Annotated in this window: 28 protein-coding genes and 2 pseudogenes; 17 read left to right on the plus strand and 13 right to left on the minus strand. The window is 65.8% G+C overall.

The window, feature by feature from the left end:
* Window positions 1–42: 42 nt before the first annotated feature.
* From OXI49_18055 to OXI49_18070, 4 genes are read left to right on the plus strand one after another with little or no spacing between them, the layout of a single operon-like run.
* Entirely contained in the window at window positions 43–537 is a 495-nt protein-coding gene (locus tag OXI49_18055; protein ID MDE2692402.1) for a MaoC family dehydratase, read from the plus strand.
* Window positions 534–1007 carry a MaoC family dehydratase gene (locus tag OXI49_18060; GenBank protein ID MDE2692403.1) on the plus strand — a complete coding sequence of 158 codons (474 nt, stop codon included), beginning with the start codon at window positions 534–536 and terminating at the stop codon, window positions 1005–1007. The genes OXI49_18055 and OXI49_18060 overlap by 4 nt, the downstream gene beginning before the upstream one ends.
* Complete coding sequence (locus OXI49_18065) at window positions 1007–2275, plus strand: CoA transferase (protein ID MDE2692404.1); 1269 nt, start codon at window positions 1007–1009, stop codon at window positions 2273–2275. Before OXI49_18060 ends, OXI49_18065 begins: the two co-directional genes overlap by 1 nt.
* Before the next feature lie 2 nt (window positions 2276–2277).
* Window positions 2278–3180: a CoA ester lyase gene (locus OXI49_18070; protein ID MDE2692405.1), complete on the plus strand. Its 903-nt coding sequence runs from the start codon at window positions 2278–2280 to the stop codon at window positions 3178–3180.
* A gap of 67 nt (window positions 3181–3247) precedes the next feature.
* On the opposite strand, the gene OXI49_18075 is transcribed toward OXI49_18070, so the two are convergent.
* From OXI49_18075 to OXI49_18085, 3 genes are read right to left on the minus strand one after another with little or no spacing between them, the layout of a single operon-like run.
* Window positions 3248–3847 (minus strand): TetR/AcrR family transcriptional regulator, encoded by a 600-nt coding sequence (locus tag OXI49_18075; GenBank protein ID MDE2692406.1) that lies wholly within the window; start codon window positions 3845–3847, stop codon window positions 3248–3250.
* 15 nt (window positions 3848–3862) lie between these two features.
* Window positions 3863–5878: a TonB-dependent receptor gene (locus tag OXI49_18080; GenBank protein MDE2692407.1), complete on the minus strand. Its 2016-nt coding sequence runs from the start codon at window positions 5876–5878 to the stop codon at window positions 3863–3865.
* On the minus strand, window positions 5866–7014 hold the full coding sequence (locus OXI49_18085) for a carboxypeptidase regulatory-like domain-containing protein (protein ID MDE2692408.1): 1149 nt from the start codon (window positions 7012–7014) through the stop codon (window positions 5866–5868). The genes OXI49_18080 and OXI49_18085 overlap by 13 nt, the downstream gene beginning before the upstream one ends.
* 133 nt (window positions 7015–7147) lie before the next feature.
* On the opposite strand from OXI49_18085, the gene OXI49_18090 reads away from it, so the two are divergent.
* From OXI49_18090 to OXI49_18100, 3 genes are all read left to right on the plus strand, one after another.
* Window positions 7148–8833: a serine hydrolase gene (locus tag OXI49_18090; protein ID MDE2692409.1), complete on the plus strand. Its 1686-nt coding sequence runs from the start codon at window positions 7148–7150 to the stop codon at window positions 8831–8833.
* Between the two features lie 20 nt (window positions 8834–8853).
* Complete coding sequence (locus OXI49_18095; protein MDE2692410.1) at window positions 8854–10404, plus strand: serine hydrolase; 1551 nt, start codon at window positions 8854–8856, stop codon at window positions 10402–10404.
* Between the two features lie 144 nt (window positions 10405–10548).
* Window positions 10549–10767, plus strand: coding sequence for a hypothetical protein (locus tag OXI49_18100; protein ID MDE2692411.1), 219 nt, complete (start codon window positions 10549–10551; stop codon window positions 10765–10767).
* Window positions 10768–10879: 112 nt separating this feature from the next.
* Here OXI49_18100 and OXI49_18105 read toward each other — a convergent pair whose 3' ends face one another.
* Both OXI49_18105 and OXI49_18110 read right to left on the minus strand, forming a co-directional pair.
* Window positions 10880–11293 (minus strand): nuclear transport factor 2 family protein, encoded by a 414-nt coding sequence (locus OXI49_18105; GenBank protein MDE2692412.1) that lies wholly within the window; start codon window positions 11291–11293, stop codon window positions 10880–10882.
* Window positions 11294–11305: 12 nt separating this feature from the next.
* Window positions 11306–11629, minus strand: a complete 324-nt coding sequence (locus tag OXI49_18110) for a UPF0175 family protein (GenBank protein MDE2692413.1) — start codon at window positions 11627–11629, stop codon at window positions 11306–11308.
* A 95-nt stretch (window positions 11630–11724) separates the two neighbouring features.
* Here OXI49_18110 and OXI49_18115 point away from each other — a divergent pair, with 95 nt between their 5' ends.
* Window positions 11725–11958 carry a type II toxin-antitoxin system Phd/YefM family antitoxin gene (locus tag OXI49_18115; protein MDE2692414.1) on the plus strand — a complete coding sequence of 78 codons (234 nt, stop codon included), beginning with the start codon at window positions 11725–11727 and terminating at the stop codon, window positions 11956–11958.
* Between the two features lie 264 nt (window positions 11959–12222).
* Here OXI49_18115 and OXI49_18120 read toward each other — a convergent pair whose 3' ends face one another.
* From OXI49_18120 to OXI49_18130, 3 genes are all read right to left on the minus strand, one after another.
* Window positions 12223–12921, minus strand: a complete 699-nt coding sequence (locus OXI49_18120) for an energy transducer TonB (GenBank protein MDE2692415.1) — start codon at window positions 12919–12921, stop codon at window positions 12223–12225.
* Window positions 12922–13223: 302 nt separating this feature from the next.
* Complete coding sequence (locus OXI49_18125) at window positions 13224–13493, minus strand: hypothetical protein (protein ID MDE2692416.1); 270 nt, start codon at window positions 13491–13493, stop codon at window positions 13224–13226.
* 67 nt (window positions 13494–13560) lie between these two features.
* Complete coding sequence (locus tag OXI49_18130) at window positions 13561–13893, minus strand: helix-turn-helix transcriptional regulator (GenBank protein ID MDE2692417.1); 333 nt, start codon at window positions 13891–13893, stop codon at window positions 13561–13563.
* Window positions 13894–14001: 108 nt separating this feature from the next.
* Between OXI49_18130 and OXI49_18135 the strand changes: the two genes are divergently transcribed.
* A complete protein-coding gene (locus OXI49_18135) occupies window positions 14002–14229 on the plus strand; it encodes a hypothetical protein (GenBank protein MDE2692418.1) in 228 nt (75 codons plus the stop codon).
* A gap of 17 nt (window positions 14230–14246) precedes the next feature.
* Window positions 14247–14408: pseudogene (locus OXI49_18140) on the plus strand (transcriptional regulator).
* Between the two features lie 14 nt (window positions 14409–14422).
* Here the strand turns inward: OXI49_18140 and OXI49_18145 are convergent.
* On the minus strand, window positions 14423–14869 hold the full coding sequence (locus tag OXI49_18145; GenBank protein ID MDE2692419.1) for a hypothetical protein: 447 nt from the start codon (window positions 14867–14869) through the stop codon (window positions 14423–14425).
* Between the two features lie 24 nt (window positions 14870–14893).
* Window positions 14894–15753 (minus strand): annotated as a pseudogene (locus OXI49_18150) (SDR family oxidoreductase).
* Between the two features lie 384 nt (window positions 15754–16137).
* Between OXI49_18150 and OXI49_18155 the strand changes: the two are divergent.
* The 3 genes from OXI49_18155 (at window position 16138) to OXI49_18165 (ending at window position 18064) form a co-directional block, all read left to right on the plus strand.
* On the plus strand, window positions 16138–16407 hold the full coding sequence (locus tag OXI49_18155; GenBank protein MDE2692420.1) for a hypothetical protein: 270 nt from the start codon (window positions 16138–16140) through the stop codon (window positions 16405–16407).
* A 248-nt stretch (window positions 16408–16655) separates the two neighbouring features.
* On the plus strand, window positions 16656–16982 hold the full coding sequence (locus OXI49_18160; GenBank protein ID MDE2692421.1) for a hypothetical protein: 327 nt from the start codon (window positions 16656–16658) through the stop codon (window positions 16980–16982).
* Window positions 16983–17791: 809 nt separating this feature from the next.
* The gene (locus OXI49_18165) at window positions 17792–18064 is read left to right on the plus strand and encodes a hypothetical protein (protein MDE2692422.1); all 273 of its coding nucleotides are present in this window, start codon (window positions 17792–17794) and stop codon (window positions 18062–18064) included.
* A 287-nt stretch (window positions 18065–18351) separates the two neighbouring features.
* Here OXI49_18165 and OXI49_18170 read toward each other — a convergent pair whose 3' ends face one another.
* Together OXI49_18170 and OXI49_18175 are read right to left on the minus strand one after the other, a co-directional pair.
* Window positions 18352–18747 (minus strand): VOC family protein, encoded by a 396-nt coding sequence (locus tag OXI49_18170; GenBank protein ID MDE2692423.1) that lies wholly within the window; start codon window positions 18745–18747, stop codon window positions 18352–18354.
* Window positions 18744–19055 carry a helix-turn-helix domain-containing protein gene (locus OXI49_18175; protein ID MDE2692424.1) on the minus strand — a complete coding sequence of 104 codons (312 nt, stop codon included), beginning with the start codon at window positions 19053–19055 and terminating at the stop codon, window positions 18744–18746. Before OXI49_18175 ends, OXI49_18170 begins: the two co-directional genes overlap by 4 nt.
* 756 nt (window positions 19056–19811) lie before the next feature.
* Between OXI49_18175 and OXI49_18180 the strand changes: the two genes are divergently transcribed.
* Both OXI49_18180 and OXI49_18185 read left to right on the plus strand, forming a co-directional pair.
* Complete coding sequence (locus OXI49_18180) at window positions 19812–20378, plus strand: outer membrane beta-barrel protein (protein ID MDE2692425.1); 567 nt, start codon at window positions 19812–19814, stop codon at window positions 20376–20378.
* Window positions 20378–22624 carry a DUF262 domain-containing protein gene (locus OXI49_18185; protein ID MDE2692426.1) on the plus strand — a complete coding sequence of 749 codons (2247 nt, stop codon included), beginning with the start codon at window positions 20378–20380 and terminating at the stop codon, window positions 22622–22624. Before OXI49_18180 ends, OXI49_18185 begins: the two co-directional genes overlap by 1 nt.
* 134 nt (window positions 22625–22758) lie before the next feature.
* On the opposite strand, the gene OXI49_18190 is transcribed toward OXI49_18185, so the two are convergent.
* Window positions 22759–23238 (minus strand): hypothetical protein, encoded by a 480-nt coding sequence (locus OXI49_18190; protein ID MDE2692427.1) that lies wholly within the window; start codon window positions 23236–23238, stop codon window positions 22759–22761.
* A 48-nt stretch (window positions 23239–23286) separates the two neighbouring features.
* On the opposite strand from OXI49_18190, the gene OXI49_18195 reads away from it, so the two are divergent.
* Together OXI49_18195 and OXI49_18200 are read left to right on the plus strand one after the other, a co-directional pair.
* Window positions 23287–23547, plus strand: coding sequence for a HigA family addiction module antitoxin (locus OXI49_18195; protein ID MDE2692428.1), 261 nt, complete (start codon window positions 23287–23289; stop codon window positions 23545–23547).
* A gap of 53 nt (window positions 23548–23600) precedes the next feature.
* Window positions 23601–24149: a hypothetical protein gene (locus tag OXI49_18200; GenBank protein MDE2692429.1), complete on the plus strand. Its 549-nt coding sequence runs from the start codon at window positions 23601–23603 to the stop codon at window positions 24147–24149.
* The last annotated feature ends 117 nt before the right edge of the window (window positions 24150–24266 follow it).

Genomic DNA, 24266 nt, shown 5'->3' on the forward strand with positions numbered 1-24266 from the left:
TCGAGGGCGGCTCATCGTACTGCGTGGTAGAACCTGCACCGCATGCCCGACCCCGACTTCTCCACCTTCCCGCTCAAGAAGAAGGGCAACCGCTACCAGGACTTCGAGGAAGGCCGGACCTTCCAGCACCACTGGGGCCGCACCCTGAGCGAAGCGGACAACGCTCTCTTCGCCACGTCGACGATGCGGTTCACGCCGCTCTACTTCAACGCCGAGTACGCGCGCGCCCACGGCCACGACTCGGTGGTCATCGACCCGTTGCTCGTGCTCTGCACGGTCGTCGGCATGTCGGTCGAAGACCTCTCCGAGGGCGGCGGGCCGTTCCTCGGCGTGAACGACGTGAAGTTCCACCGGCCGGTCTACCCGGGCGACACGATCACGGGAAAGAGCCGCGTCGTCGGCCGCCGCGAGTCCGGCTCCAGGCCGCACTTCGGCATCGTCACCTGGGAGACGGAGGCCTTCAACCAGCACGGCGAGAAGGTCGTCAGCTACCAGCGCACCAACCTGGTCGCCAAGCGGCGCGAGGCAACCCCATGACCACCGCCCTCACGTCGCCGTCCACCTACTTCGAGGACTTCGCCGCCGGCCAGAAGATGCAGCACGCCCGCGGCACGACGATCGAGGAGGTCGAGAGCCAACTCCTGACCAAGCTCGTCATGAACACCGCCGACGGCCACTTCAACGAGGACCGCATGCAGAAGTCGCCCTTCGGCCGGCGGCTCGTGTTCGGCCTGGTCACCGGCTCGACGGTGATCGGCCTGGCGACCCAGGACACGGCCGAGAACGCGCTCGCCGAACTCGGCCTCGACAGGATGCGGTTCCGCGCGCCGGTCTTCCTCGGCGACTCGCTGACCGCCTACACCGAGGTGCTCGACACTCGCGACGCCGACCGCGACGACGCCGGCGTCGTCCGCTTCAAGCACTGGGGCACGAAGCAGGACGGCACGATCGTCTTCGAGGGCGAGCGCGAGGTGCTGATCAAGCGCCGCTCGCACTGGGGGTCGTAGTGAGCCCGGACGCCCGGGCACGCGGGCCGCTCAGCGACCTCGTCGTCATCGACTGCACGATGGCGCTCGCCGGGCCGTTCGGCTCGGCCATCCTCGCCGACCTCGGCGCCGACGTGATCAAGGTCGAGCCGCCCACCGGCGACATGTCCCGCCCCTCGCCGCCCATCCCCGAGGACTTCATCCACCCGGCCCAGGGCAAGGCGGGGGTCGACGGCGGCTGCGACTTCGGCGGCTACTTCGGCAGCATCAACCGCAACAAGCGCAGCATCTCGCTCGACCTGAAGGACGAAGCCGACCGCGAAACCTTCCTCCGCCTGTGCGAGCAGGCCGACGCGGTGCTCGAGAACATGCGCGCCGGCGTGATGGACCGGCTCGGGCTGAGCTACGAGACGATCCGCGAGCGCAACCCGAAGATCGTCTACGCGGCGCTGCGCGGCTTCGGCGACCCGCGGACCGGCGAGAGCCCCCACTCCGACTGGCCCGCCTTCGACATCGTCGCCCAGGCGATGGGCGGCTTCGCCCACGTCAACGGCCCCCGGGGCGACGACGAACGTCCCGGCGGGGGCTACCCAGGCGGCGCCTCCGTCGGCGACCTGTTTCCCGGCACGCTGATGGCGCTCGGCGTCGTCGCCGGGGTCCACCACGCGCGGCGGACCGGCAGGGGTCAGTTCATGGACGTCGCGATGGTCGACGGCGTCAACCTGCTGTGCGAGTCCGTGTTCGCGAACTACGGCTCCAGCCTGCGCCACCAGCTCCCGCCGCGCGGCAAGCACCACCACAGCCTGTCCCCGTTCGGCATCTACGACGCGAAGGACGGCGGCGTGGCGATCGCGGCGCCGACGCCGACGCAGTGGGAGATCCTCTGCCAGGAGATGGGCCGGCCCGACCTGGTGGAGGACGAGCGCACGAAGAACTTCTGGTCGCGCCGCGAGAACCGGGAGTTTGTGGAGGCGGTCGTCTCCGGGTGGACCGGCGCGCACACCCGCGACGAGATCGTCGAGGCGCTCGCCGGCCGGGTCCCGTGCGGCCCGGTGCAGACCGCGGCCGACATCTTCGAGAGCCCCCACACCGCCGTCCGCGAGATGGTCGCCGAAGTCGAGCTGCCGGGCGAGAACGCGCCGGTCCGGATCGTGGGCTGCCCGATCAAGTACACCGAGACGAAGACCGGCGTGCGGCGCCGGGCGCCCCTGCTCGACGAGCACCGGGACGAGATCCTCGCCCAGTTCGGGCTGGACGCCGGGCCGGACGGGGAAGGCAAGGAGAAGTGAGCATGCGACTGAGACGTTCCGAGCTGGCCGTGCCCGCCAGCAACCCCAGGATGGTCGAGAAGTCGGCCTCAAGCGACGCCGACCTCGTCTTCCTCGACCTGGAAGACGCCGTCGCGCCGGACAAGAAGGAGGGCGCCCGCCAGATCGCCATCGACGGCCTGAACGACCTCGACTGGACAGGCAAGGTGCGCTCCGTCCGCGTCAACGACCACACCACCCGCTGGGCCGTCGACGACGTGATCAGCGTGGTCGAAGGCGCCGGCGAGAACCTCGACATCATCATCCTGCCCAAGGTCAAGGAGCCGCGCGACATCTGGTTCTTCGAGACGATGCTCGACGGCCTGGAGCAGAAGCTCGGGCTTGACCGCAGGATCGGCCTCGAGGCGTTGATCGAGGAAGCCGAGGGCCTCGCCAACGTCGAAGCGATCGCCACCTGCTCAGACCGCCTCGAAGCGCTCATCCTCGGCTTCGGCGACCTCTCCGCCAGCATGGGCATGCGCTTCGGCCACGAACTCGACAAGGACTACCGCTACCCCGGCGACATGTGGTCCGCCCACCGCGTCCGCATGATCGCCGCCTGCCGCGCCGCCGGCATCGACGCCATCGACGGCCCCTTCGGCGACTTCCGCAACGACAAGGCCTACCTCAAGCAGGCCACCTACGCCGCCACCCTCGGCGCCGTCGGCAAGTGGTGCATCCATCCGAACCAGATTCCGCTCGCCAACGACGTCTTCGCGCCGTCGCCCAGGGAGATCGAGCAGGCGCGGAAGATGGTCGATCTGTACAACGAGTCGGTGAAGGCGGGCGCCGGGGCCGGCGGCAAGGGTGGGCAGTTGGTGGATGCGGCGACGTTGCGGATCTACCAGCCGGTGCTGGATCGGGCGAGGGCTACGGGGAAGCTGTAGCAGAGCGTCAAGCGGATGCCGGCCAGAAGGCCGGCGCACCGACAGGTGCACCGACATCGGCGGCCACTCAGGCGTTCAGGAAGCCCCGCGTCACCATCCGCTTCATGAAGGCGTTGCGACGCTCCACCATGGACCGTTCGTACATCGAGCGCCCGAACGCTTCCTCGGCAAACGGCTCCACGACCGCGGGGCCAAGGAAGTCGAAGACCAGGAACATGGCGGCCCATTCCTCGTCCACCCCGTCCTGCAGGAAGCCGCGCTCCCTGTTCACCGCGACGAAGTCACGCAGGACCTCGACCAGCCTCAGAAGCAGCTTGAGGCTTCCGGGCGACTGTTCGACCATTGCCCGGCGCATGTACATCAGGGCATCCCGGTCCCTTTCGATCCACTCGACGACGTCCTCCACGAAGTGCTCGAGGGCGGACGTTCCGGAGCGTTCCGAAATCGTGCTGTAGAGCTCCTCGACCTGCGCGAGAACGTGGGCCTCGACTTCCTCTCGAAGGCCTTCCTTCGATCCGAAGTGCTTTCGGATCAGGCCGAACGAAACGCCGGCCTCGGCGCCGATCTCACGGACCCCGACGCCCGTGAAGCCACGCTCGGCGAAGAGCTTCATCCCCGCCAGGATCAGCCTCTCGCGGCGCGTCGGGGCTGCCTCCGCGCTGGTCATCGTCCGTCGAGTGTCTCAGAACTCGAAACGCACGCCGATCTGCCCTTCCCGTCCGGGCAGAACCTGAAGCGGCTGACCGAAGGCCGTCGGCCGGTCCTTGCCGGTCTCCACGGCGGCGGGGTTCTGCTCGTTCGTGGCATTGAAGAACTCGACCAGGAAGGTCAGCCGCCTGTCGTTGCCGAGATCGAAGAACTTCGCGAGTCGAAGATCGAGACTCTGGTACGAAGGCGCCTGGAAGCTGTTCTTGGTCACGCTCGTGTCCCGAAGCGAGAAGCTCAGATTGCCGTCCGGGTCGGAGAGCTGCGCCGCCGATTCGGAGAAGCGGAAACCGCTCGTGTAGCGGTAGATGCCGCTGAGCTGGAAACCCGCTGGCAGGTCGACCAGACCGAAGAGGACGAACTGGTCGTCGACGGCGAACGGCGACGGACCCTTGTCGAGGTCGGGACCGTTGTGGAACGTACCCGCCTGTGGAATGAAGTTGCCGTTCCCCGCGGTGAAGGAACCGTTCTCATTGGTCTGCCCGGTCGTCGGGTCCGTCACCACGGGCACCGTGCCGACGAACGAATCGGTCGGAGCGGAACCCGTCGCGGTGGGGCCGCTCAGCGCGCCGTTGCCCAGTTGGCCACTGACCAGGTTGTCGACCGCGTCCGTGTAGGTGTAGTGCGCGGACAGGCTGAAACGGTTGCTCAGGCGCTTGGTGTAGCCCACCGTCGCGGCCTTGTACTCGCCTTCGAACCACGGCCCGAAGCCACGAACGCCCACGCCGGCGCCGCCCTCGTAGGTCCGTTCGGAACCCGGGATGCGCGACACGAACTCCAGGTTCGTCTCGCGAACGCCGAGGATGTTCCTCATCTCCCGGTAGTGGAGATCGAGCGTCACGAGGTGGTTTCGCCCGAACTGCCGCCTGGCGCCCAGGTGGTACGCGCGGGTGTTGGGCGTTTCGAACCCCGGGTCGATCTGGATCGGAAAGTCCTGAGCCGGGAGGAGCGGATGCGTCAACGCGCCGAAGGGCCCCCAGTACCAGGCATCCGGACCGAACGCGAAGAGCGGCACCATCGCGTTCACGCGGGCCAGGTACTCGTCCGGACTCAGGCCGCTCAGGTCCTGCACGTTGTCGCGGGTGATCACCGTCTCCGGCGGGATCGGGCTGCGACCGTCGGCGACGATGTTGTTGAAGATGTCGACGCCAAGGTGAGGCGTCGGCAGGCCGAACAGGCAGGGGGTGCCCTCCACCGCGGCGTGGGGCGCCAGCGGATTCGGGCAGAGTCCGACGAGGATCGGAATGATCGACGTGACGTTGTAGAAGCCCTGCGGGTAGGAGAGATCCTGGATCAGGTTCATGTCGGCGCCGCCGAACGCCGCGATGTTGCGCACCAGGCCCAGGCGGAACCGGTCGTAGTACACGCCGGCGCTGCCGGAGATCACGGTCGAGTCCGTCGGGCTCCAGGCGAAGCCGAGACGGGGCGACAGGTTGTTCTTTTCGAACTCCGAGTCGCGGTCGTAGCGCAATCCCATGTTGACGACGAGCTCGCCGCCGATGGACCAGTCGTCCTGCACGTACAGCGCGGTGTAGTCGTTGTCGAGAGCGACGTTGTCGCCGCCCGCGACGCGCGGCCCGATCTCGGTCAGGGTGAACAACCCGGAGTAGACCGGGCCGAAGCGCGCGAAGTTGGCCTCGGTCGCGAAGAGTTGGTTCGCCAGGATGCTGGCTTCGCTGCCGTTGACCTGCGTCCCCAGATAGTCGAGGCCGAACTTGATCTCGTGGTTGCCGAAGCTGGCCGCCAGACTCGGCCCGGCGGACAGGTATTCCTGATCGAAGTCCGAGCCGGTGGACGGATTGCCGAACGCGACAATTCCCAGGTCGCCGAAGAGCTGGAAGGTAAAGGGGCTGCTGAAGATGGAGAACGCGGTGGCGGCACCCGCCTCGGGGTGCGACGGCGTCTGGACGTCCGTATGTTCCCGGTACTGCAGGTGACCTTCGAAGATCCAGTTGCCGTCGCCGAAGAGCGACGTCTGCCTCAGCCCCAGCATGGACCGTTCACGCCCGAAGTTTTCCGGGTGGACGGGAGGTTCGCCGCCGCCGACAGCGGCAGGAAGTCGTTCACCTGGCTGTCCGACACGCTGATCTGCTGGTCGAGCCGGTGCCGGTCTCCAACCTGCTCGGTGAGCTTCAGGAAGTACCGGTCTTCGTCCGTTGTCGCGGGAAAGTCGAACGAGTTCTCGAAGTCCCGCAGGACCGCCGGAGTCGCCGGAGGAAACGCGAAGTTCAACTCCCGCTCCTCGTCGATCTGCTCGGCCGACGCGAAGATGAAGGCCCGGTCGCCGACGAGCGGACCGCCCAGGTTCAGGGCGAAGTTGTCCCGGGACAGGCTCGGCGTTTCGGCCATCTCCTCGAGACTGTTGGAGGAGTCCATCCCGTCATCCCGCACGAAGCCGACGACCGCGCCGCGCCACTGGTTGCCGCCGCCCTTCGTGACGACGTTCACGACGCCGCCCGAGCCGTGGCCGAACTCCGCCTTGAATCCGCCGGTGAGCACCTCGAACTCCTGGATGGAGTCCTGGGTGAACTGCGAAGCCGCGCCGCTGCCGAACTCGTCGCGGTTCGGCATGCCGTCGATCAGGTAGACCGCGTTGCCGGCGCGCTCGCCCAGGACGGGCACGGCCTCGTCGCTGCCCTTGTCCTTCTCCCGGTTCACCTGGACGCCGGGGACCAACTGCATCAGGTCGAGGTAGTCGCGGCCGTTGACCGGCAGCGTCGCGATCTGAAGCGGCGTCACGACGCCGCCGGTATCGGAGGACTGCGTGTCGAGGAGCACCGGCGCGCCGGTCACCGTCACTTCGTCTTCGACGGTGCCGACCTCGAGCTCGAAGTCGAGTTCCACGCGGGAGTTGAGCAGGAGTTCGAAGCCGGACCTCACGGCCGGCGCGAAGCCGTCGGCCGAGGCGCGCACCTCGTACGTGCCGGCCGGAAGGGCCGGGAGGCGATAGCCGCCGTCGGCATCCGTCGCCACTTGCCGTTGAAGCGTCTCGCTGGCGACCGTCACCTCCGCGCCGGGAATGGCCGCGCCGTCGGCGGAGCGGACCTCGCCGGTGATCGTCGCGCTGGTCTGGGCCGTTACCGTCGCGGGCGCAAGGGTTGCCCACACGACGGCGGCCGCGGCGAGCACCGCCCAGCTCCCGATTCGTCCTTCTCGAATCGAGCGTGTTCTCCGACCTGGCAAGACGAACCTGGACATGCTTGCTACCCCCCTCGCAAGAAGTGATCGCCAAGAGCTAGGCGTGTGGGATACGGTTGTGCACTTGAAAGTACACCGGTGTATACCCGACCGTCAACGGCCGCAGCGGAACCGCCCGCTGTCCCTGCTGTCGCTGGACGCCCTGATGGCCCTGTGGCTTCCCGTCGCGCTCTGCGTAGCCTGCGCCCCCCAGCCGGAACCGGCGGCGAACGAACCCGCCGCGGCCATCGTTCCGCACCCGAACCTGGACGGCCTGCGACCGTTCATCGAGGAGTCCTTCGCCGACTGGAACGTCCCCGGCCTGGCCGTCGCCGTCGTCGTCGACGATCGGCTGGTCTTCGCCGAGGGATTCGGCGTCAAGCAGGTCGGACTGCCCGACCGGATCGACGCCGCCACGCTCTTCCAGATCGGCTCGGTGACGAAGAGCTTCGGCGCCGCGGCCATCGCCGCTCTGGTCGACGACGGTCTCGCTGCCTTCGACGACCCGCTGGTGCAACACCTACCCTGGTTCGAGTTGGCGGAACCGGAGCGCGCCGCGCAGATCACGCTGCGTGACCTTCTCGCTCACCGTTCCGGCATCCCCGAGGACTACTATCCCGCGCTCGAAGTCATCGATGCGCGCGCCGTCGCCGAACGGGCCCGGCGCCTGGAGAACTTCGCTCCCTACGGCGACCACCGCTACAGCAATCTCGGCTATGGACTGCTGAGCCTCGTCGTCGAGGCGGCGACCGGAGAGTCGTGGGGCGAGTGGCTGGACGACCGGATTCTCTCGCCGCTCGGGATGGACTTCACGCACCCGAGCCCGTACGGCGTCTGGGCGCCCCGGTTCGTCGCGCCGACCTTCCTCGGCACCGCACCCGCCGGCGCGGTCAGCATCGCCGACGCGCCCGACCGAAATGTGGCGATGCCCCACGGCTTCGACCGCGACGGCGAACGCCGGGTTCTGCCGTGGCAGTCCTACGACAACATGCAGGCGGCCGGAAGCGTGGCCTCCAACGTGCTCGACCTGGCCGACTGGCTTCGCATGCACCTCGACGAAGGCCGCCTCGACGGAGTCACCGTGCTCCAGCCGGAGACGCTCGCCGAACTCCACGCCGAGCAGGTCGACGCCCCCGGCTACTTCCTCTTCGCGGACGATCCGCAGTCGTCCTACGCGATGGGTTGGGAAGCGGGGTCCTTCGCGGGCCACCGCTACGTATCCCACGGCGGCGGCATCTTCGGGTTCCCCGCCTACGTCGCCCTGCTGCCGGAGGCCGACGCCGGCGTCGCGGTGCTGGTCAACGGCAGCATGTGGACGCCCTACTACCCGCACCAGGAGATCGCCGCCTTCGTCTTCGCCCGCCTGCTCGACCTTCCGGAACGCGACGTCCACGCGGAAGCCATGCATGCCACGGAGGCCATTCACGCCCAGGTAGAGCAGGCGCTGGCCGCCCAGGCGGCCATGCGCAATCCCGATTCGCCTCCGTCGCATCCGCTCGAGCGCTACGCCGGCCAGTACGCGAACGCGTTCGGAGAGACGCTGACCGTTTCGGCGGCCGCCGGAGCGCTCCGGCTTGCGTTCTCGGCCCCGGGCTCCTTCTCGGGAGACCTGGAGCCACTGGACGGGGACACGTTCCTCCTCCACTACGACGGCGGCGACGGCCAGGCGTTCTCCCGGTCGCCGGCGACCTTCAGCGACTCCGGCCCCGGCCCCGGCCTGGAGCTCGATCTCGGCAATCTCGGCCTCTACCGCCAGGAAACCACCAACTGACAAGAAAGAAGAGCCTTCGCATGAGAACCGCACGAGCCATACGAGCAATCGCCGTCTTCGCGGCCATCGCGTTCGCCGCCGGCCCCCTCTGGTCCCAAACCGTCGAGGAGCGGCTCCAGGGATTCGACGAGTGGGTCGAGTCGGTGATGACGGAGTGGAAAGTGCCGGGCCTCGGCGTGGCGATCGTCGAGGACGGCAAGACCGTCTACGCGAAGGGCTACGGCTGGCGCGATGTCGAGCGGGAACTGCCCGTGACGGCGGACACGCTCTTCGCCATCGGCTCGAACACGAAGTCCTTCACGGCCACCCTGCTGGCGATGCAGGTGGACGACGGCGCTCTCACCTGGGACGAGCCGGTCCGCAGCGTGCTCCCGGAGTTCCATCTCCACGACCCGGTGGCGACCGCCCAGATGACCGCGGCCGACCTGCTGAGCCACCGCTCCGGCCTCCCCAGGCACGACCTCTACTGGCTGGCGACCGGCAGGAGCCGCGAGGAGATGCTGGCCGGGCTCCACCACCTCGAACCCTCCGCCACCTTCCGGAGCAGCTTCCAGTACCAGAACCTGATGTACATGACCGCCGGCATCGTCTCCGAACGGATCGGCGGCAAGTCGTGGGAGGAGCTCGTCGAGGAGCGCATCCTCACTCCGCTCGGCATCGAGCGTGCCACCTTCTCGGTGATCCAGATGCAGAAGGACGAGGACTTCTCGTACGGCTACGGCGCGGACGAGGAGATCGAGCGGGTGCCGTTCCGGAACATCGACGCGATCGGCCCGGCCGGGTCGATCAACATGTCGGCCCGCGACCTAGCCGCCTACGTGCAGTTCCATATCGACTACGGCAAAGCCGGCGACACCCATCTCCTCAAGGTAGAGTCCGCGAAGCTCCTGCAGCAGCCCCAGATGGTCCTGAGTCCGCTGCTCCTGTCGCTGGTGCAGGACGGAGCGGAGATCAGCGACCCCACCTACGGGCTCGGCCTCATCGTCGGCGGCTACCGCGGCCACAAGCACATCAGCCACGGCGGGGGCATCGACGGCTTCATCTCCGCGATGGAGTGGCTGCCCCACGAGAGGATCGGCGTCGTCGCCCTCTCCAACACCTCCAGCACCGGGACCGTGCCTCCCCTCGTCGCGCGCAACGCGTTCGACCGGATGCTCGGCCTCGAGCCCATCGACTGGGCCGCCCGGGCGCGCAAGCGCGAAGCCGAGGCGAAGGCCAAAGCCGAGGAGGCGAAGAAGGCCGACCGCGAGGCAGCGGTGGCGGACACCAAACCCTCACATCCGCTCGCCGACTACGCCGGCGACTACGAGCACCCCGGCTACGGCAAGGCGTTCGTGCGGGTCGACGGAGACGGCCTCGTCCTGGAGGCGGTGGGCATCGAGTTCCCGCTCGTCCACTACCACTACGACCTGTTCACCGTCCCCCACGATCTTCCGGCGAGTTCGCCCGCGGCCGCGCTCGGGGGAGCCAAGGTCCGGTTCGACTACGACAACGCCGGAGCGATCAACGTCGTTGCGGTGCCGCTGGAGCCGGTCATCTCGCCGATCCGCTTCGAGCGCTCCGACGCCTGACCCGCGCTCCCGAATCGGGCAACCGGCAGCGGAGTTCGTCCTGGTCCTTGAGGACCGGCATCAGGCCGTGTCCATGGGACCCGGCGCCGGGGCCTGTAGTACGGTTGCTCTGTCGACCTGCTGGATGAACAGGTGGCACCGATGATGACGAGAGCAGAACCGGATACTCGACTGGCGGCGATCGAGCGGCGGCTTGGCTCGATCGAGGGCCGCCTTGGCTCACTCGACGGACCGATGGCGGGGGTGGAAAGACAGCTCGCAGCGCTGTCGAGACAGGTGCACTCGCTGACGGTGACCTTTAGCATCCTTCTGGGCCTGAACACGCTGGTTCTCTGCGTACTGACGTACGTCGTGGCCACTTGACGAGCGACTGACCTCCGCTAGCAACTAGGTGCGCCGGCGTCCTCGCCGGCATGTAACCGCGGGTCCACTGACCCGCGGACAACACGAGCCGCGAAGCGGCGACCATCCTTCACTACGTCGTCAGACGCACCCGTTCCCCATCCAGTTCGATCGTGGTCTTGGAGTAGGTCAGCTTCTCGACGATCTTGCCGCCCCGGAAGTGCAGCACATCGAGGCCGCGCCTGGCTTCGTGCTTTTCTTCCTGGCCCTTCTCGAACGAGGGCGAGTCGAGCTGCCAGCGGAAAAGCATCTTCTGTTCGACTTCGTCGATGAAGGTCTCTTCGGTCGTGAACTTGAAGTCTCCATGATTGGCGAACCATGGCGCCCATGCCTCACGCAGATTCTCCTTGCCCCTGACCGAGCCTCCGTTCCAGTTCTCGAAGTAGATCTCATCGTGAAACAGGTCCATCACGCCGTCGAGGTCGTGCTCGTTCCAGGCTGCGCCCCACTTCGCGAACGCGCTGGACATTCCGTCTCTTGTCAGCATGGTCTCTTCCTCCTATCCCCGGGTGGCACCGCTTGAGATGGTCCTCAGGTCCCGTTGCAGGTCTTCCAGTTCGTACTGCGCCGGGATGTTCGCCGAGCGCGCGTAGTCCATCATCTCCCACAGGGAGACACCGGCATCGCGCGCCGCCCGCGCGAGTGTGAGCTTGCGCTCGCCGTACTGCCGGGCGTAGGGCTCGAGCTTCCAGTCGTGAACCGCCCGTGCGAGCAACCGGCGCACCGTCGTCGAGCGGTCGGACTGCTCGACTTCCCCGATGAGTTCGAGTTCGCGCACCAGACCCACGGGCAGCCTGGCTCGAATCGTCTCTTCTCTCCTCATCTCTAGGCCCCGCGCAACTCTACGCCCGTTCCGGCCGGACGCGTACGGGCCAGCTCAATCTCAGGCAGTGGTTTCGCCTACTAGGCTTAGGGGTCATGAAGCAGGTCAGCGTTCGAGAAGCCAAGTCGAATCTCTCCCGGCTGTTGCAGGAGGTAGCCGCCGGTCAGGATGTCGTGATCACTCGCTCGGGGCGTCCCGTCGCGAAGCTCGTCAATGTAGAGGAGGGGCGACCGATCCTCGGGATCGACCAAGGCCAGTTCGTGGTGCCGGAGGACTTCGATACGCCGCTCAATGAGGACCTGCTGCGCGCCTTTGAAGGCCGGTTGTGACGCCGTGATGCCGACCCACCGCTTCACCCTGATCGTCGAAGGCCCTGACTTGCAGGCCGAACGGGTCATCGACGCCCCTTCCAGGCCGGCTGCAACGACGCCACGGTCGGACGGACCGATGGCGCGCGGTACATCGAGTTCGACCGGGAAGCGGGGAGCTTCAACCAGGCTGTCTTCTCCGCGGTGCAGGACCTCGAGAAGGTCGAGGGCGTTCAGATCACGCGGGTCTTCTGACCGGACGAGTCCAACCCGGCCGCACTAGCGTCACGGATGGAAGTTGATCGTCACGACCCGGTACACGGCCACAGGCTCGCCGTGGAGCGTCGCCGGCTTGAACTTGTATCGCCTCACGGACCTCGCCGCCTCCAGACCGAGTCCGTAGCCGGGATCCTGGAGAAGGACCGGGTGCTCCACCCTTCCGCGTTCATTGATGACGAATCCGATCACCGCCGCGCCATAGGCGCCAGCCTCACGTGCCCAGGCAGTCTTCCTTGGCACATAGGAGTGAGGGTTCTTCCGCACAGGCGGCTTCATCCCTTCGACCGGCTTACCGCCAACATTCAGCGTGTGGATCTCCCGGTCCGGATCAGCGAGGCGTAGTGCCTCGAGGTCGGCGTCGACGACGAGTCGGAGGGCGAATCCGTAGTGCTCGGCGGCATTGCTGTTTCTCTGGTCGACGTAGCGAAGCGCCGATGAGACGGCCACGTCGTGCAGTCCCTCCTCTTCTGCCGCCGCGGCGTGGACAGCCCAGAAGAGCGGCGGCAGTTCCAGGCCGGAATGGAGCGCCTCGAGCTCGACCATGTCGTCCAGGGCGCTGAGCGCCTCGGGCAACTGGTCCAGTTGGATGAAGCGTGTCGCTTCCGCCCACAGGCGTTCCACCTCGGCCTCCGGGGTCGGCTCTACCTGCGCCAGCACGCGCGCCGCGGCGAGCAGCAGGAGAAGGACAGCGCTGCGATTCGTCACGGGCGGGTCCGGATTGGCAGCCCCTGCAGGTCGAACGTGGACGGCTTGTCACCGCGGGCCTTCCGCGTCTCCTCCCGTACTCGCTTGGCCAACTCGATCCGTTCCCGCCAATCGGGGTCCATGCCGGCCGGTGGGGACCCAAGCGCGGGTGACTGTCCGGCGGCATCCCGACTGCGATCCGGCAGTGTGGCTTTGGGCTGGGTCACGACTGGTTGCTGCTGGTCCGCATGATCTGTTGTTCCAAGTACACGCTCTCCCTCATGCTCAAGGCGTACGAGTCTGACTCTACGCCGTGATGGAAGTCAGCCTCCAACAAGAACCGGGGACACCAAGGTATCTTCTCGAGCCCCGCTCTTCCGCACCAACGCTCCGCCCTTGATGCCCTTCGCGTAGACGGCACGTATGGCCTCGTCGCAGCTCGGGTAGGCACCGATGACCTGCTGGCCGCGAATCACCAGGTGCTGGTTCGGGTACTTGCGCCTGAGCTGGTCGAAGTTCTCGTCGTAGTAGTCCCGTTCCTCCTTGAGCACAGTCCTCACAACGTAGCCCCCCGAAGCACGCTTTGGCTCCATTGCCAGCGCGCCCCGGCAGGCCGTGTGCGAAGCGCACGACCGTCCGCAGACTTGTGGGATGTCGGCGTCAGCGGACTTGGGAGGGTTGCGGTAGCGGAGCCGACCGGGACACGTCGACCTTCACGGTGACCCTGGCGTTGGCGTCCAAAGAGGCCAACATCTTCATCAGCCGATCCAGCGTGAAGCGCCCAAGATCCGCGTTGCGGATGCGGGAGAAGTCCGCCGCGGCGAACCCGGTGAGACTCGCCGCCTTGCGCACCGCGAGACCACGATCGTCCAACACGGCGATGATTCGCGCGGCAAGGACGGCCTTCGCCTGCTTGAGGTCGGCCTGGGGATCACCGAAGTCTCGGAAGACGTTCCCGCTTCCGTGGACAAGCTCGACGTTCTTCTCACTCATGGAGTGATGTTGTCAGATACGACTACATCAAGCCGGTACCCGCGCAGGGCTGGACGCGTACCCCCGGGCGAGATGGAGACTGGGTTTCGCCTAGGCTTCGGGGTCACGATGCCGACCCGACGTTTCACACTGATCGTCGAGGGCCCTGACCTGCAAGCCGAACGGGTCATCGACGCCCTCTTCCAAGCCGGCTGTGACGACGCCACGGTCGGACGGACGGATGGCGTGCAGTACATCGAGTTCGACCGAGAAGCGAAGAGCCTCCTTCAGGCGGTCTCCTCCGCGCTGCACGACGTCGAGAACGTCGAGGGCGTTCAGATCACGCGGGTCTTCTAGGAAGAAGGGTTGAGACCATGCCACTGACGCGTGACTTCAGAGTGACGGTCCGGGAGCGGCTCGAGCGCGACCCAGGCTTTCGGGAGGCGCTGCTCGAAGAAGCAGTGCAGTGCCTTCTTGCCGGCGAGGTAGACGTCGGCAAGTCGATTCTGCGTGACTACGTCAACGCGACCATCGGGGTTCGCGAACGGCGCTAGGGCGCCTTCCCGGACCGCGCGCGCAGCCTCCCCGTCCCGAACCACACCCCGACAGCCCCAACCACCGGGTTGAGCCAGTTGAACCACGCCGGCTGAAGAGCCCCCGCGGTCGCCTCCATCATCGACACGTCGTCGGGGCGCGGTCCCGCCACCATCTCCGGCGGGATCAGGGCATTCACCACTCCGAACACGATCACCAGGCCGATCAGCATCGTGGCGCCCCTGGCATCGTGCGCCACCCTGGCACAGACCTGCCCGCCGACGTACGCGCCCATGAGCCCGAGTACGAGCTGGAGGACTGCCCAGCCGACGGGTACCTCCCAGGAACCCGGCTCGAAGGCGCGCGAGGGCCCCACCGTCAACCACAGAAGCGAGAAAAGTGCGAAGAGCACGGCGGCCATGGCGACGTAGCCGGCGATGGCGGCGAGGATGTTCCTGAGCATCATGTTCCTCCCTGAGGCGACAGCCTAGCGATGGCGCTCGAAGTAGGCCCGCAGCCGCGCCGCCTCGTCCGCCGCCGCGGGATCGCCTTCCACCTGGTACAGGCGGGTACGAACCACGAACAGGTCCATGTCCTCCTCGCTGGGCGGCGTGTCCCTCTCGATGATCTCCCACACCTTGCGAGGGAAGAAGCTGCCCCAGTCCGGCCGGCGGCCGTCCACGTCGGTGAAGCCGTACTCCTTCGCCAGTCCCCAGCTTGAGAACAGGCCGCCGCTCTTGGCCCCGACGTCCGGCTCGGCGGCCAGCGCCGCCACCGCGCGCCCCACGTAGCACGGCGTTTCGGCCTCGGCGAAGTACGGATCCTTCTCGATGGCGTCCCGCCAATTCGCCTCGGTGACCCCGAAGTGGTCGAGCACCGCCTCGGACCGCATCAGCCCCGGCGTGAGCGCCACCGTCGTCACCCGGTGCGCGTGCAGGTGGGCCGCCATCGCGTAGGCCAGCCGAATGACCGCGTTCTTGGCCACGTCGTAGAAGAGGTTGCCGCGATACCCGAAGGTGTCGTCGTCGGTGACCTCGACGACGAGCCCCGCGTTGCGCTCGACCCTCAGGGGAACGCCATGCCGGCTCGTGACGATGTGAGTGTGGACGGCGCGCTCCAGCAGTTCGAACCCCTCAGCGGTGGAGAGCTCCCAGAAGGGCGCTTCCACTCGGTCAGCGCGTCGCCGCCCCAGATATCGTTGACGAGCACGTCGAGCCGGCCCTGCTCGGCGCGGACGCACGCAAACAGCCGCTCGACCTCCGCCTCGACGGTGTGGTCCGTGCGGACGGCGATGCCGCGGCCTCCCGCGGCGGTCACCATCTCGGCGGTCTCTTCGATGGTCTCGGGCGATCAACGTCGTTTCGGTGGCGCCGTAGCCGGTCTCTCGCCCATCCGCTTCGCGCGCTCCGGCGGGTGAGGTGCCGGATTGCGGACCGCCACACAACAGCATCGCCGAGAGGGTGACTGCGCTTGCGTTCGTCGTCACTCGCTGTGGCCCTCTCGTCGCCACTCTTGGCACTGGGCCACTACCGCCTTCGCGGGCCTTCGGTCCACGGTCCTTGCTCTATGCACCCACCGTCACGGTCTCTTTGCCTGAAAGGGGGACGAAGGGGGGAACGGAAGGTCGGTGAGGGTGCCACCTTTTTCCTCGTCCCAGCCAAGCTGGTACGCTGCACTCGAACACCCTGTGTACGACAGTCAACTGAAAAGGAGGTTGGGATGAAGAAACAAGTGCCGACTATCATCTTGGCTGTACTGCTGCTCGGCTGCGGCGGAACGGGCTACGACGAGTCGACAGCCGAACTCGCTCCAGGTGACGACTGGCTCATCGTCCGCGTAGCCGGCTGTTCTTACATTGGCTACGCGATGATGACCGAACCGTGGACAGCCAGGGTGGACTACCAGAGGTCCTTTGAGATCATCGGACACTTCAACTCCGGAGACGAAGCGATCATCGCCGCGAAGAACGCGGTTCTGGAGCGCTGCAACAATCCAGAGTAGAACCACAAAAGACGGTGAGACGGCCAAGTCCTCTTCGCTCAAGGCGCATCGGCTCCGCGACGTGGCGGGGGCGATCGAACAGTCTGCAAATCGAACTCTATGAACCGCCGACCTACCGGGTCCCTCGACCAAGGGGCCGGCAGCTAAAGCGGTACGTCGACGAGTTCGCCGACAGGGCGCGCGGCTTCGCAACGGGCCGAGACTGGAGTAGGCTCTCACCAATGCACCGATCCAGGAGAAACGCAATGGTGAAGCACCCCATCCTCGGCGGCCAGTACTTGGTTTCGGCCACAATCACGGCCGTCCCCATGGACGTCCAACACGACGCGATCTTCTGCCGGCTGATTCAGGAGCGCGCCGCGTTGCTGTCGTTCTTCACCGAGGACGAAATGGACCTCTTCGTGAAAGTCACTGACAGCCGAGCAGAGACAGGCCACTGGTTGTTTCATGCGGCCTCCCTTACAGGCTTCCCCGGCTCGATCACGGTAACCAAACCGGAAGCAGGGACGAAGAGGTACACATTCAACATGAACCAGCCCGTCGTCGTCGGAACCCTGGACTTCCTAGCCTCATAGTAAAGGCGCTGACCGTTGTCTCGCTGATCGTGGCCGAGGCGCACGGCTAGGCCCCTACCGCTCCGGCACAAGTGTGCAGTCTTCAGTTGCCAGATGTGTGCAGTTTTCGGTTGCCATTGACACCCGCGTCGGCCTGCGGGTCGCGGCGGGTTGTGCGACGCCCCTGCGTCGACTGATGTCGGCCAGCCTGCCTCTCGCATCAGGCTGGCGACTGCTTGTGCCCTACGCTGCCTGCCGATTCCACGAGCTAGGCGTGGACGCGCGACGAATCGTAGCTGCCCCGACTGCGCCGCTGATTCTCCGAACACCTGCCGCAACAGATTGTCATCTGACAGCGCCCGCCCCGAACGCGTCCCCTGAGCCACGGATGGAACCTGCCCAGGGACACGCCCAGCACCTAGGCCATCGTGGCGATGTGAAACCGCCCGGTGGTCCCCTAACGAACCGTCCAGTGTCCGAACGGATCGGCGCCCACATAGGGGGCCTGCCCGGGTCCCCATGCGGGCTGCTATTGCCACTGCTCAGAATTGAATCTACCATCAGCGCACTAGGTTACGGCTGAGGCTCGAAGTCGCCAGCCGTCCACCGTACGCGCGGTCGTCCGTGGCCTGCGGGAGGTACAACACGGGAGAAGGAGTCGAAAGGAGGATCGATAAGTGGAACAACCGGCCTGCGAGATGGTCACGACGCTATCCAATCTCGACGCCGTATGGGGGGCGGCCATAGGCGCCGGTGGTGCCCTCGCGGCCGCGGGACTAACGCTAGTCGCGACTCGCGGGCGCGATCGTCAACGGCTGTCGGCAGATTTCTTGACCATCTACATGAAGGACATTCACCACCACCACGCGGAGGCGTTTGACGGTCTCCGAAAGGGCAGCTACGAAGCGTACTTAGTGGGGAACTGGTTCGAGGCTTTCGCCGCGCTGACTACGTCGAAGCTGGCCAGCCGCAAAATCGTCAGGCATTCAGGCCTGGAGGAGCAAATGAGAGAGTTTTGGAACGAGGCTGTAGCAGCACACACAAAGGGCGGCCCACTAGATCCCCATGAGAAATGGCCGGACTTGGGGAGGCTAGTGGGATGAGGGTCTACAGGATTCCAGCCGATCTGGCTGAGCTCAGAGACAGGCTCTCTGAACTAGAACACGGAGGCGACGAAGCGAAGTGCGCAGTGGTGCCCGCGAACGTAGATGTGGCGAGGCTCGCGAGACCCCCAAGACCGGGCGCGGGCAGCGGTCGCGCAGCTTTCCGATGCCCGCATTGTGGCGCAACTTCGGGGATGCCCGAAGTTGCGCGGTCCTGAGCTTCCCGTCTTGCCATCCAAGGAGTTCGCATCGGATGCAGTGAGCCAGCCGCCGGTTCCGTGTGATCGTCACGGTTGACCCTTCTCCTCCTGGATCTGGATCAGGTTGCCGCAGGTATCGTCGAAGACTGCGGTAACAACGGTCCCGAGGTCCGTTGGCGGCTGAACGAACCGCACACCTCTTGCCACGAGACGCTCGTACTCAGCTTCGACATCGTCGACCGCGAAGCTGGCACCGGGGATCCCGTCCTCCACCAACGCCGCCCTGTATGGACCGACGGCGGGGTGTGCAGCGGGCTCAAGCAGCAACTCCGTCCCGTCCGGGGCTTCCGGGGATACGACGGTGATCCAGGCGTGCTCTCCCAAAGGGATGTCGTGCTTCACCTGGAAGCCGAGCGTTTCGGTGTAGAAGCGAAGTGCCTTCCGCTGGTCGTCCACGAAGACGCCGGTCAGGTGGATTCTCATTCCTCGATGCCCTCATCGGTTGAGTGTGAAGTGTCCTCGTCCGTCGAGACCGGCCACCGCTCCCGGATTGCCTTCAGCGGGGCGCCCTCAAACCAGTGGAGCTTTGACCTCCCCTCGCGCCTCGTGCGGATCAGCCCGACGGCTTCCAGGACGCCCAGGTGTTGCGAGATCGCCTGCCGCGAGGAGTTGATGCCGTGTTTCATGATCAGGCGCCCGCAGAGTTCGAAGAGCGACTGACCCGACCGATCGACGAGTTCATCCAGGATGGCTCGCCTGGTTGGGTCAGCGATCGCGCGGTAGATGTCCACATGTCCAGGGTCGGTCTTGCGGGTCGGGGCTTCACGTTATGCAAGCGCGTGCTTGCACGTCAACCGCCCCGATCAGCGGCTTGAGTCAGTTGGACCATCGCGGCGCCCCCCACCCTGCGGGTCGTCAATGGTCCACCGTGCCCTCGGTAAGCGAACGGATCGGCATGGCAGCTCAGCGAGCCGCCGAGTCCATGCACTCGATCAGGATCTCCTTGGCCTGCTTCCAGAGCCTGTTGCCAGGGTTCGTACCCATCCGCTGGGCGAAGGCGTTGTACATGTCGGCCGCGTACGCGGCTTCGTCAGCGCAAGGACAACAAGCCGGCGGCGCGGCTGCAGGGGCCGCAGCCGGCGCCGCCGCAACCAGCAAAGCTGCTGCGATAGCCAAGGTCACGGCGCCAGCGGCGAGGCGGAGCCAAAGTCGACGGCGCGGGTCTGGATTGGGGATGCTCATGGTGTTCTCCGGTCAAGTTGGCGAAATCATCTTCGCGCCGTTTCGCCTGCGCGAAGGCACCGGCTACGCGACGCGAACGATAGCCCCGAGTATCACAGCTCCTGTGCGCATCCGCCGTTGCGCCTGCATCTTGATCGCGCAATCGTCGTGCAATACCGCAGTTGGCTCGCCACAAAGTCGTTCTTCATCGCTGTATACTCGTCGGCCGCGCGGAAGCGCGATCCAAACCAGCTAGTGAGGGGGCGGTGGAGACTTGGCTCCCGGAGTTCGCCCCTACTTCGACACCACCGTAGGAGAAGCAGCAGATGCTCCGCGCCGTCCTCGCTCTCGCCCTTTCCCTGGCACCGTTGGGTCTTCACGCTCAGGAGGAGCAGCCGGAGCCTGAGCCCGACTCCACATGGACGATCTGGCTCGGTACGAGCAGCGCTTCGTTCGACGGCCTGTCCTTCGGAGGCGTCAACACCGTGGGCTATGCGACCTTCTCCGGCAAGAGCAAGTTCTTTCTGTCGACGTCCCTGGCTCAGGACGAGGCGAACGTGAGCAGCCTCCTCGGCTACGACCACTACGGCTTCCCGCTCTACTACAACGCGGACATCCGGGCCACGCGCAGCTCAGTGGCTGTCGGCTTTGCCAATCGGCCGGAGAGCAAGACCCGGGCGGCGGCTTTCCTCAGCGCCAACTACACGGCCTTCTCGACCAGCGGCACAGTCTTCGGGGAGAGTTTCTCGGAGAGCGACAACAGCTTCGACCTCGGCTTCGGCGCTGCCGTGGCGATCAGAAAGCGTCTCGTCGCCATCGTCCAGTGGGGTCAGGCGTCGTTCGACGACGCTTCCGGGGACGTCCTCACTTTCGGTCTGGGGTGGGGATTCTAGTGAGTGACACAGTCTTCACGAAGGTCGACTACGACCTACAGACTCTCATGAGTCAGATCGCCCTCGGCACGATCGGTCTGCCAGACATACAGAGGCCCTTCGTCTGGAACAACGTCAAGGTCCGCGACCTGTTCGACTCGATGTACCGCGGCTATCCGGTCGGCTACTTGCTGCTGTGGCGAAACGGGCTCAGTGACGACAAGACGATCGGCACTGAGGAAAAGTCGAAGACGCCTTCTCTGGTGATAGTGGACGGCCAACAGCGACTCACCTCCCTCTTCGCAGTGACTCGCGGCCAACCCGTCGTCCGCAAGAACTACAACAGCGAGCGCATTCAGATCGCCTTCAACCCCCTGGAGCGGCGCTTCGAGGTGGCCGACGCAGCGACGCGCCGAGACAAGTCGTTCATCCCGGACATATCTCGCGTCTGGAGCGAAGGCCTGTTCGATGTTGCCCGCGAGTACCTGGAAGGGCTCAGGCTCACCCGTGAGGTCAACGGTGACGAAGAACGGGCGATCCAGGACGCCATCACTAGACTCCACAATCTCCTGACCTTCCCGTTCACGGCTCTCGAGCTCGCGGCCGGCGTCGACGACGAAGCGGTGTCGAACGTCTTTGTCCGCATCAACAGCAAGGGCACGCCCCTCAACCAGGCGGACTTCATCCTCACCCTCATGTCCGTGTTCTGGGACGAAGGCCGAACTGAACTCGAACAGTTCTGCCGCCAGGCTCGCCAACCGAGCAAGGGAGTACCTTCCCCCTTCAACCACTTCATCGAGCCCGAACCCGCTCAACTGCTGCGAGTCGGCGTCGGTGTGGCGTTCCGTCGAGCCCGCCTGCAACACGTCTACTCGCTGCTGCGGGGCAAGGACCTGGCGACCCACGAGTTCAGCACCGAGCGTCGCGACGCGCAGTTCACCCAACTCAGGGATGCGCAGGGTCGGGCCCTGGACCTCAAGCACTGGCACGACTTCATGAACTGCCTGCATCTCGCTGGCTTCCGAAGCGAAAGGATGATCAGCTCCAGCAACAATCTCCTCTTCTCCTACATGCTCTATCTCATCGGCCGCACGGAGTACGGCGTTGAAGAGGCTGAACTCCGCAAGACGATCGCCCAGTGGTTCTTCATGTCCGCAGTGACCGGGCGCTTCACGGGAAGCCCCGAGACGGCGATGGACTACGACCTGGCCGGCCTTCGGGGCGTAACGCGCGCCTCTGACTTCGTCAGCCGCCTTCGACACGTCTGCAGCATCACGCTCACCGGCGACTTCTGGGACGTGACTCTGCCCAACGATCTTGCGACTTCTTCGCCCCGCAGCCCGTCACTCTTCGCCTATCACGCCGCTCTTGTACTGCTGAACGCCAATGCCCTGTTCTCGCGGATCCGGCTTGCAGACCTCCTCGATCCAGCGATCGCAGCAGCCAAGGGGCCAGTCGAACGTCACCACCTCTTCCCGAAAGCTCATTTGGCCCGACTCGGCATCAGCGGCACGCGCGAGACGAACCAGATCGCGAACTACGCGTACCTCGAATGGAGCGACAATCTCGATGCCGCAGACCGACCACCTGCTGACTACCTTCCGGAGTTGAAACGTCGATTCGGGCCAGCAGAGCTGGCCCTGATGTACAGACACCACGCTCTACCCGAAGGCTGGGAGTCCATGGACTACCACTCCTTCCTGGAGCGACGCCGCGAGTTGATCGCCGAAGTCATCCGTGACGGATACAACCTGCTCGCGACAGAGGTCGATCCCGAGCCGGTGCCCGATCCTTTCGATCTGACAGAAGCCGTCTCGTCCGGCGAATCCGATTCCACCGAGTTCAAATCGACGCTCCGAATCAACCTGCACACGGGCGGTACCGACACACGGATCGAACTCGCCGTCTTGAAGACCATCGCAGGGTTCCTCAACGCACGCGGGGGAAGTCTCATCATCGGCGTCGCTGACGACGGCACGCCCGTTGGCATCGAAGCGGACCGTTTCGCCAACGAGGACCGGATGAGCCAGCATCTCGTCAATCTCGTCAAGGGTCGCATCAGTGCCGGCGCCCTCCCCGACATCCATCCTCACTTCGAGGACCTTGAGGAAACGCGGGTGCTCGTTGTCCGGTGCTCAGCGGCAGCCAGTCCGATGCACGTCAAGGACGGCAACGAGCACCGCTTCTACGTCCGTTCAGGGCCGACAACTCAGGAGCTGCCAGCGCCCGAGGCCCTTCGCTACATCAACAACCGGTTTGGAGGCTAGTGCTCTTGAGCGCAGGCTAAGCGGCAGAACCCGAGCCACGTAATCGCGGTGTCCTTCCGCACAGTGGTCCAGCATGCGTCAGATTGCGCTTAGGCACAAACCCCCGTTGCCCATCGACCGACGACGGGAGCGGTTCAGGCGGCGATGGCGCTTGGCGCCAGCGCTTGCGCTGGTGCGTTGGCGGCAAGCGAAGGCGCTCTCACCTGCCGAATGTCCACGCCCAGGTCCGGATCCGATCTCTCGAGCCGGAGCGCGAGGTCGTTCGGCAATTCGCCCTGGCGGGCGCGGTCCCGGGCCGCCTCCCACTTCGTTTCCGCCTGAGGATCGTTCGTGGCGAAGAAGTCCTCGACCTCCCGGCGGAAATCCTCGAAGTTCGCCGCATCGGATGCGCAGTCGATCAGGGTGCACCGTAGTGCCTCGACGAAGTCCTGGTACGCCTCGTTCAGGGTTCGACCGAACCCGAGAAGACTCCCCGGATTCACGCCGCTGAGCTCGAATTCCCCGTCCTCCTTGTCGTAGGTCGCCAGCGCGCGGCCATGGACCCGCACAGAAGCGATGTAGCCCTCGCCGAACACGGGGCTTCCACTCTCGAAGAACAGTGCGTACTCGGTCATGTCAATCTCCCCTCCGGAGCGAAGCGGCCGCAACTTGGCGATCCTAGAATGACCCGCATGAAGAACCCCGCCCACCCAGGCAGGCTCGTCGCGAGCGCCATCGAGGCCGAGGGCTGGACGATCACGCACGTCGCCGAGCAGCTCGGCGTCACCCGCGCGTTCCTGTCGCGCATCCTCCATGGACATGCCGGCATCACCGCAGCCACCGCGCTGCGGCTCGAGGCGCTCGGCTGGTCCGACGCGGAACACTGGATGCGGATGCAGGCGAGCCACGACCTCGCCCGGGAACGGCGGCGCGGGGAGGACTGATAGATGCCCTCAATGGCTCGTCGGCGACCCCCAGACTGTTCGACGAGCGAGCCATGATGAACGTCACTTTCGACACCAACTGCATCATCGCCCTGGAAGCGGAAGAAGCCACGGCTGACGACCTGCGTCGCCTCGTGCGTGCCGCCGCCGAGGGGAAGTTGAGGCTGCGCGTTGTAGCCATCAGTGCATCGGAACGCCCCCGTCGCGATGCACCGTCCACCGGGTTTGTTGGCTTTGAGCGGAAGCTCGCCAACGCTGGTCTCGGGGAGGCCGAGATCCTGTCCGGGCCGGCCATCTGGGACCTGTCCTACTGGGACCGGTGCGTATGGATGGACGACGAACGGAGCGCGAAGGTGAGGCAGATCCACCGAATCCTGTTTCCGAAGCACCCCTACAAGTCGAGCGGTGACCCTCGCGGGAAGTGGCGGAACCGCCTCGTGGACACCTGCGCTCTGTGGACGCATCTGCATCACGGGGGTGGGGCCTTTGTCACGACCGACGACGACTTCCACGCGAAGCGTGAGAGGATCCAGAACGAGCTGGGCACTAGCATCCTGACCCCGCATGAAGCCACGGTGCTCGTCGAGCAGCGTCGGTACTGAGACGGGACCCTGCAACCGCCTCGAACACGTCAGCGATCCGCTTGCAGGGCGGCCGCCGTCTAAACGCGCTCCCGACGCCGAGGACGGTACTACGTAGCGAGCGGTGGTCCCAACCCT

Source organism: Acidobacteriota bacterium (assembly GCA_028875725.1).
Taxonomy (GTDB): domain Bacteria; phylum Acidobacteriota; class Thermoanaerobaculia; order Multivoradales; family Multivoraceae; genus Multivorans.

Coding starts and splice junctions, on each gene's coding strand:
- OXI49_18055 (MDE2692402.1), top strand. CDS start 43: ATGCCCGACCCCGACTTCTCCACCTTCCCGCTCAAGAAGAAGGGCAAC.
- OXI49_18060 (MDE2692403.1), top strand. CDS start 534: ATGACCACCGCCCTCACGTCGCCGTCCACCTACTTCGAGGACTTCGCC.
- OXI49_18070 (MDE2692405.1), top strand. CDS start 2,278: ATGCGACTGAGACGTTCCGAGCTGGCCGTGCCCGCCAGCAACCCCAGG.
- OXI49_18075 (MDE2692406.1), bottom strand. CDS start 3,847: ATGACCAGCGCGGAGGCAGCCCCGACGCGCCGCGAGAGGCTGATCCTG.
- OXI49_18080 (MDE2692407.1), bottom strand. CDS start 5,878: ATGCTGGGGCTGAGGCAGACGTCGCTCTTCGGCGACGGCAACTGGATC.
- OXI49_18095 (MDE2692410.1), top strand. CDS start 8,854: ATGAGAACCGCACGAGCCATACGAGCAATCGCCGTCTTCGCGGCCATC.
- OXI49_18100 (MDE2692411.1), top strand. CDS start 10,549: ATGACGAGAGCAGAACCGGATACTCGACTGGCGGCGATCGAGCGGCGG.
- OXI49_18105 (MDE2692412.1), bottom strand. CDS start 11,293: ATGCTGACAAGAGACGGAATGTCCAGCGCGTTCGCGAAGTGGGGCGCA.
- OXI49_18110 (MDE2692413.1), bottom strand. CDS start 11,629: ATGAGGAGAGAAGAGACGATTCGAGCCAGGCTGCCCGTGGGTCTGGTG.
- OXI49_18115 (MDE2692414.1), top strand. CDS start 11,725: ATGAAGCAGGTCAGCGTTCGAGAAGCCAAGTCGAATCTCTCCCGGCTG.
- OXI49_18125 (MDE2692416.1), bottom strand. CDS start 13,493: ATGGAGCCAAAGCGTGCTTCGGGGGGCTACGTTGTGAGGACTGTGCTC.
- OXI49_18130 (MDE2692417.1), bottom strand. CDS start 13,893: ATGAGTGAGAAGAACGTCGAGCTTGTCCACGGAAGCGGGAACGTCTTC.
- OXI49_18135 (MDE2692418.1), top strand. CDS start 14,002: ATGCCGACCCGACGTTTCACACTGATCGTCGAGGGCCCTGACCTGCAA.
- OXI49_18145 (MDE2692419.1), bottom strand. CDS start 14,869: ATGCTCAGGAACATCCTCGCCGCCATCGCCGGCTACGTCGCCATGGCC.
- OXI49_18170 (MDE2692423.1), bottom strand. CDS start 18,747: ATGAGAATCCACCTGACCGGCGTCTTCGTGGACGACCAGCGGAAGGCA.
- OXI49_18180 (MDE2692425.1), top strand. CDS start 19,812: ATGCTCCGCGCCGTCCTCGCTCTCGCCCTTTCCCTGGCACCGTTGGGT.
- OXI49_18190 (MDE2692427.1), bottom strand. CDS start 23,238: ATGACCGAGTACGCACTGTTCTTCGAGAGTGGAAGCCCCGTGTTCGGC.
- OXI49_18195 (MDE2692428.1), top strand. CDS start 23,287: ATGACCCGCATGAAGAACCCCGCCCACCCAGGCAGGCTCGTCGCGAGC.
- OXI49_18200 (MDE2692429.1), top strand. CDS start 23,601: ATGATGAACGTCACTTTCGACACCAACTGCATCATCGCCCTGGAAGCG.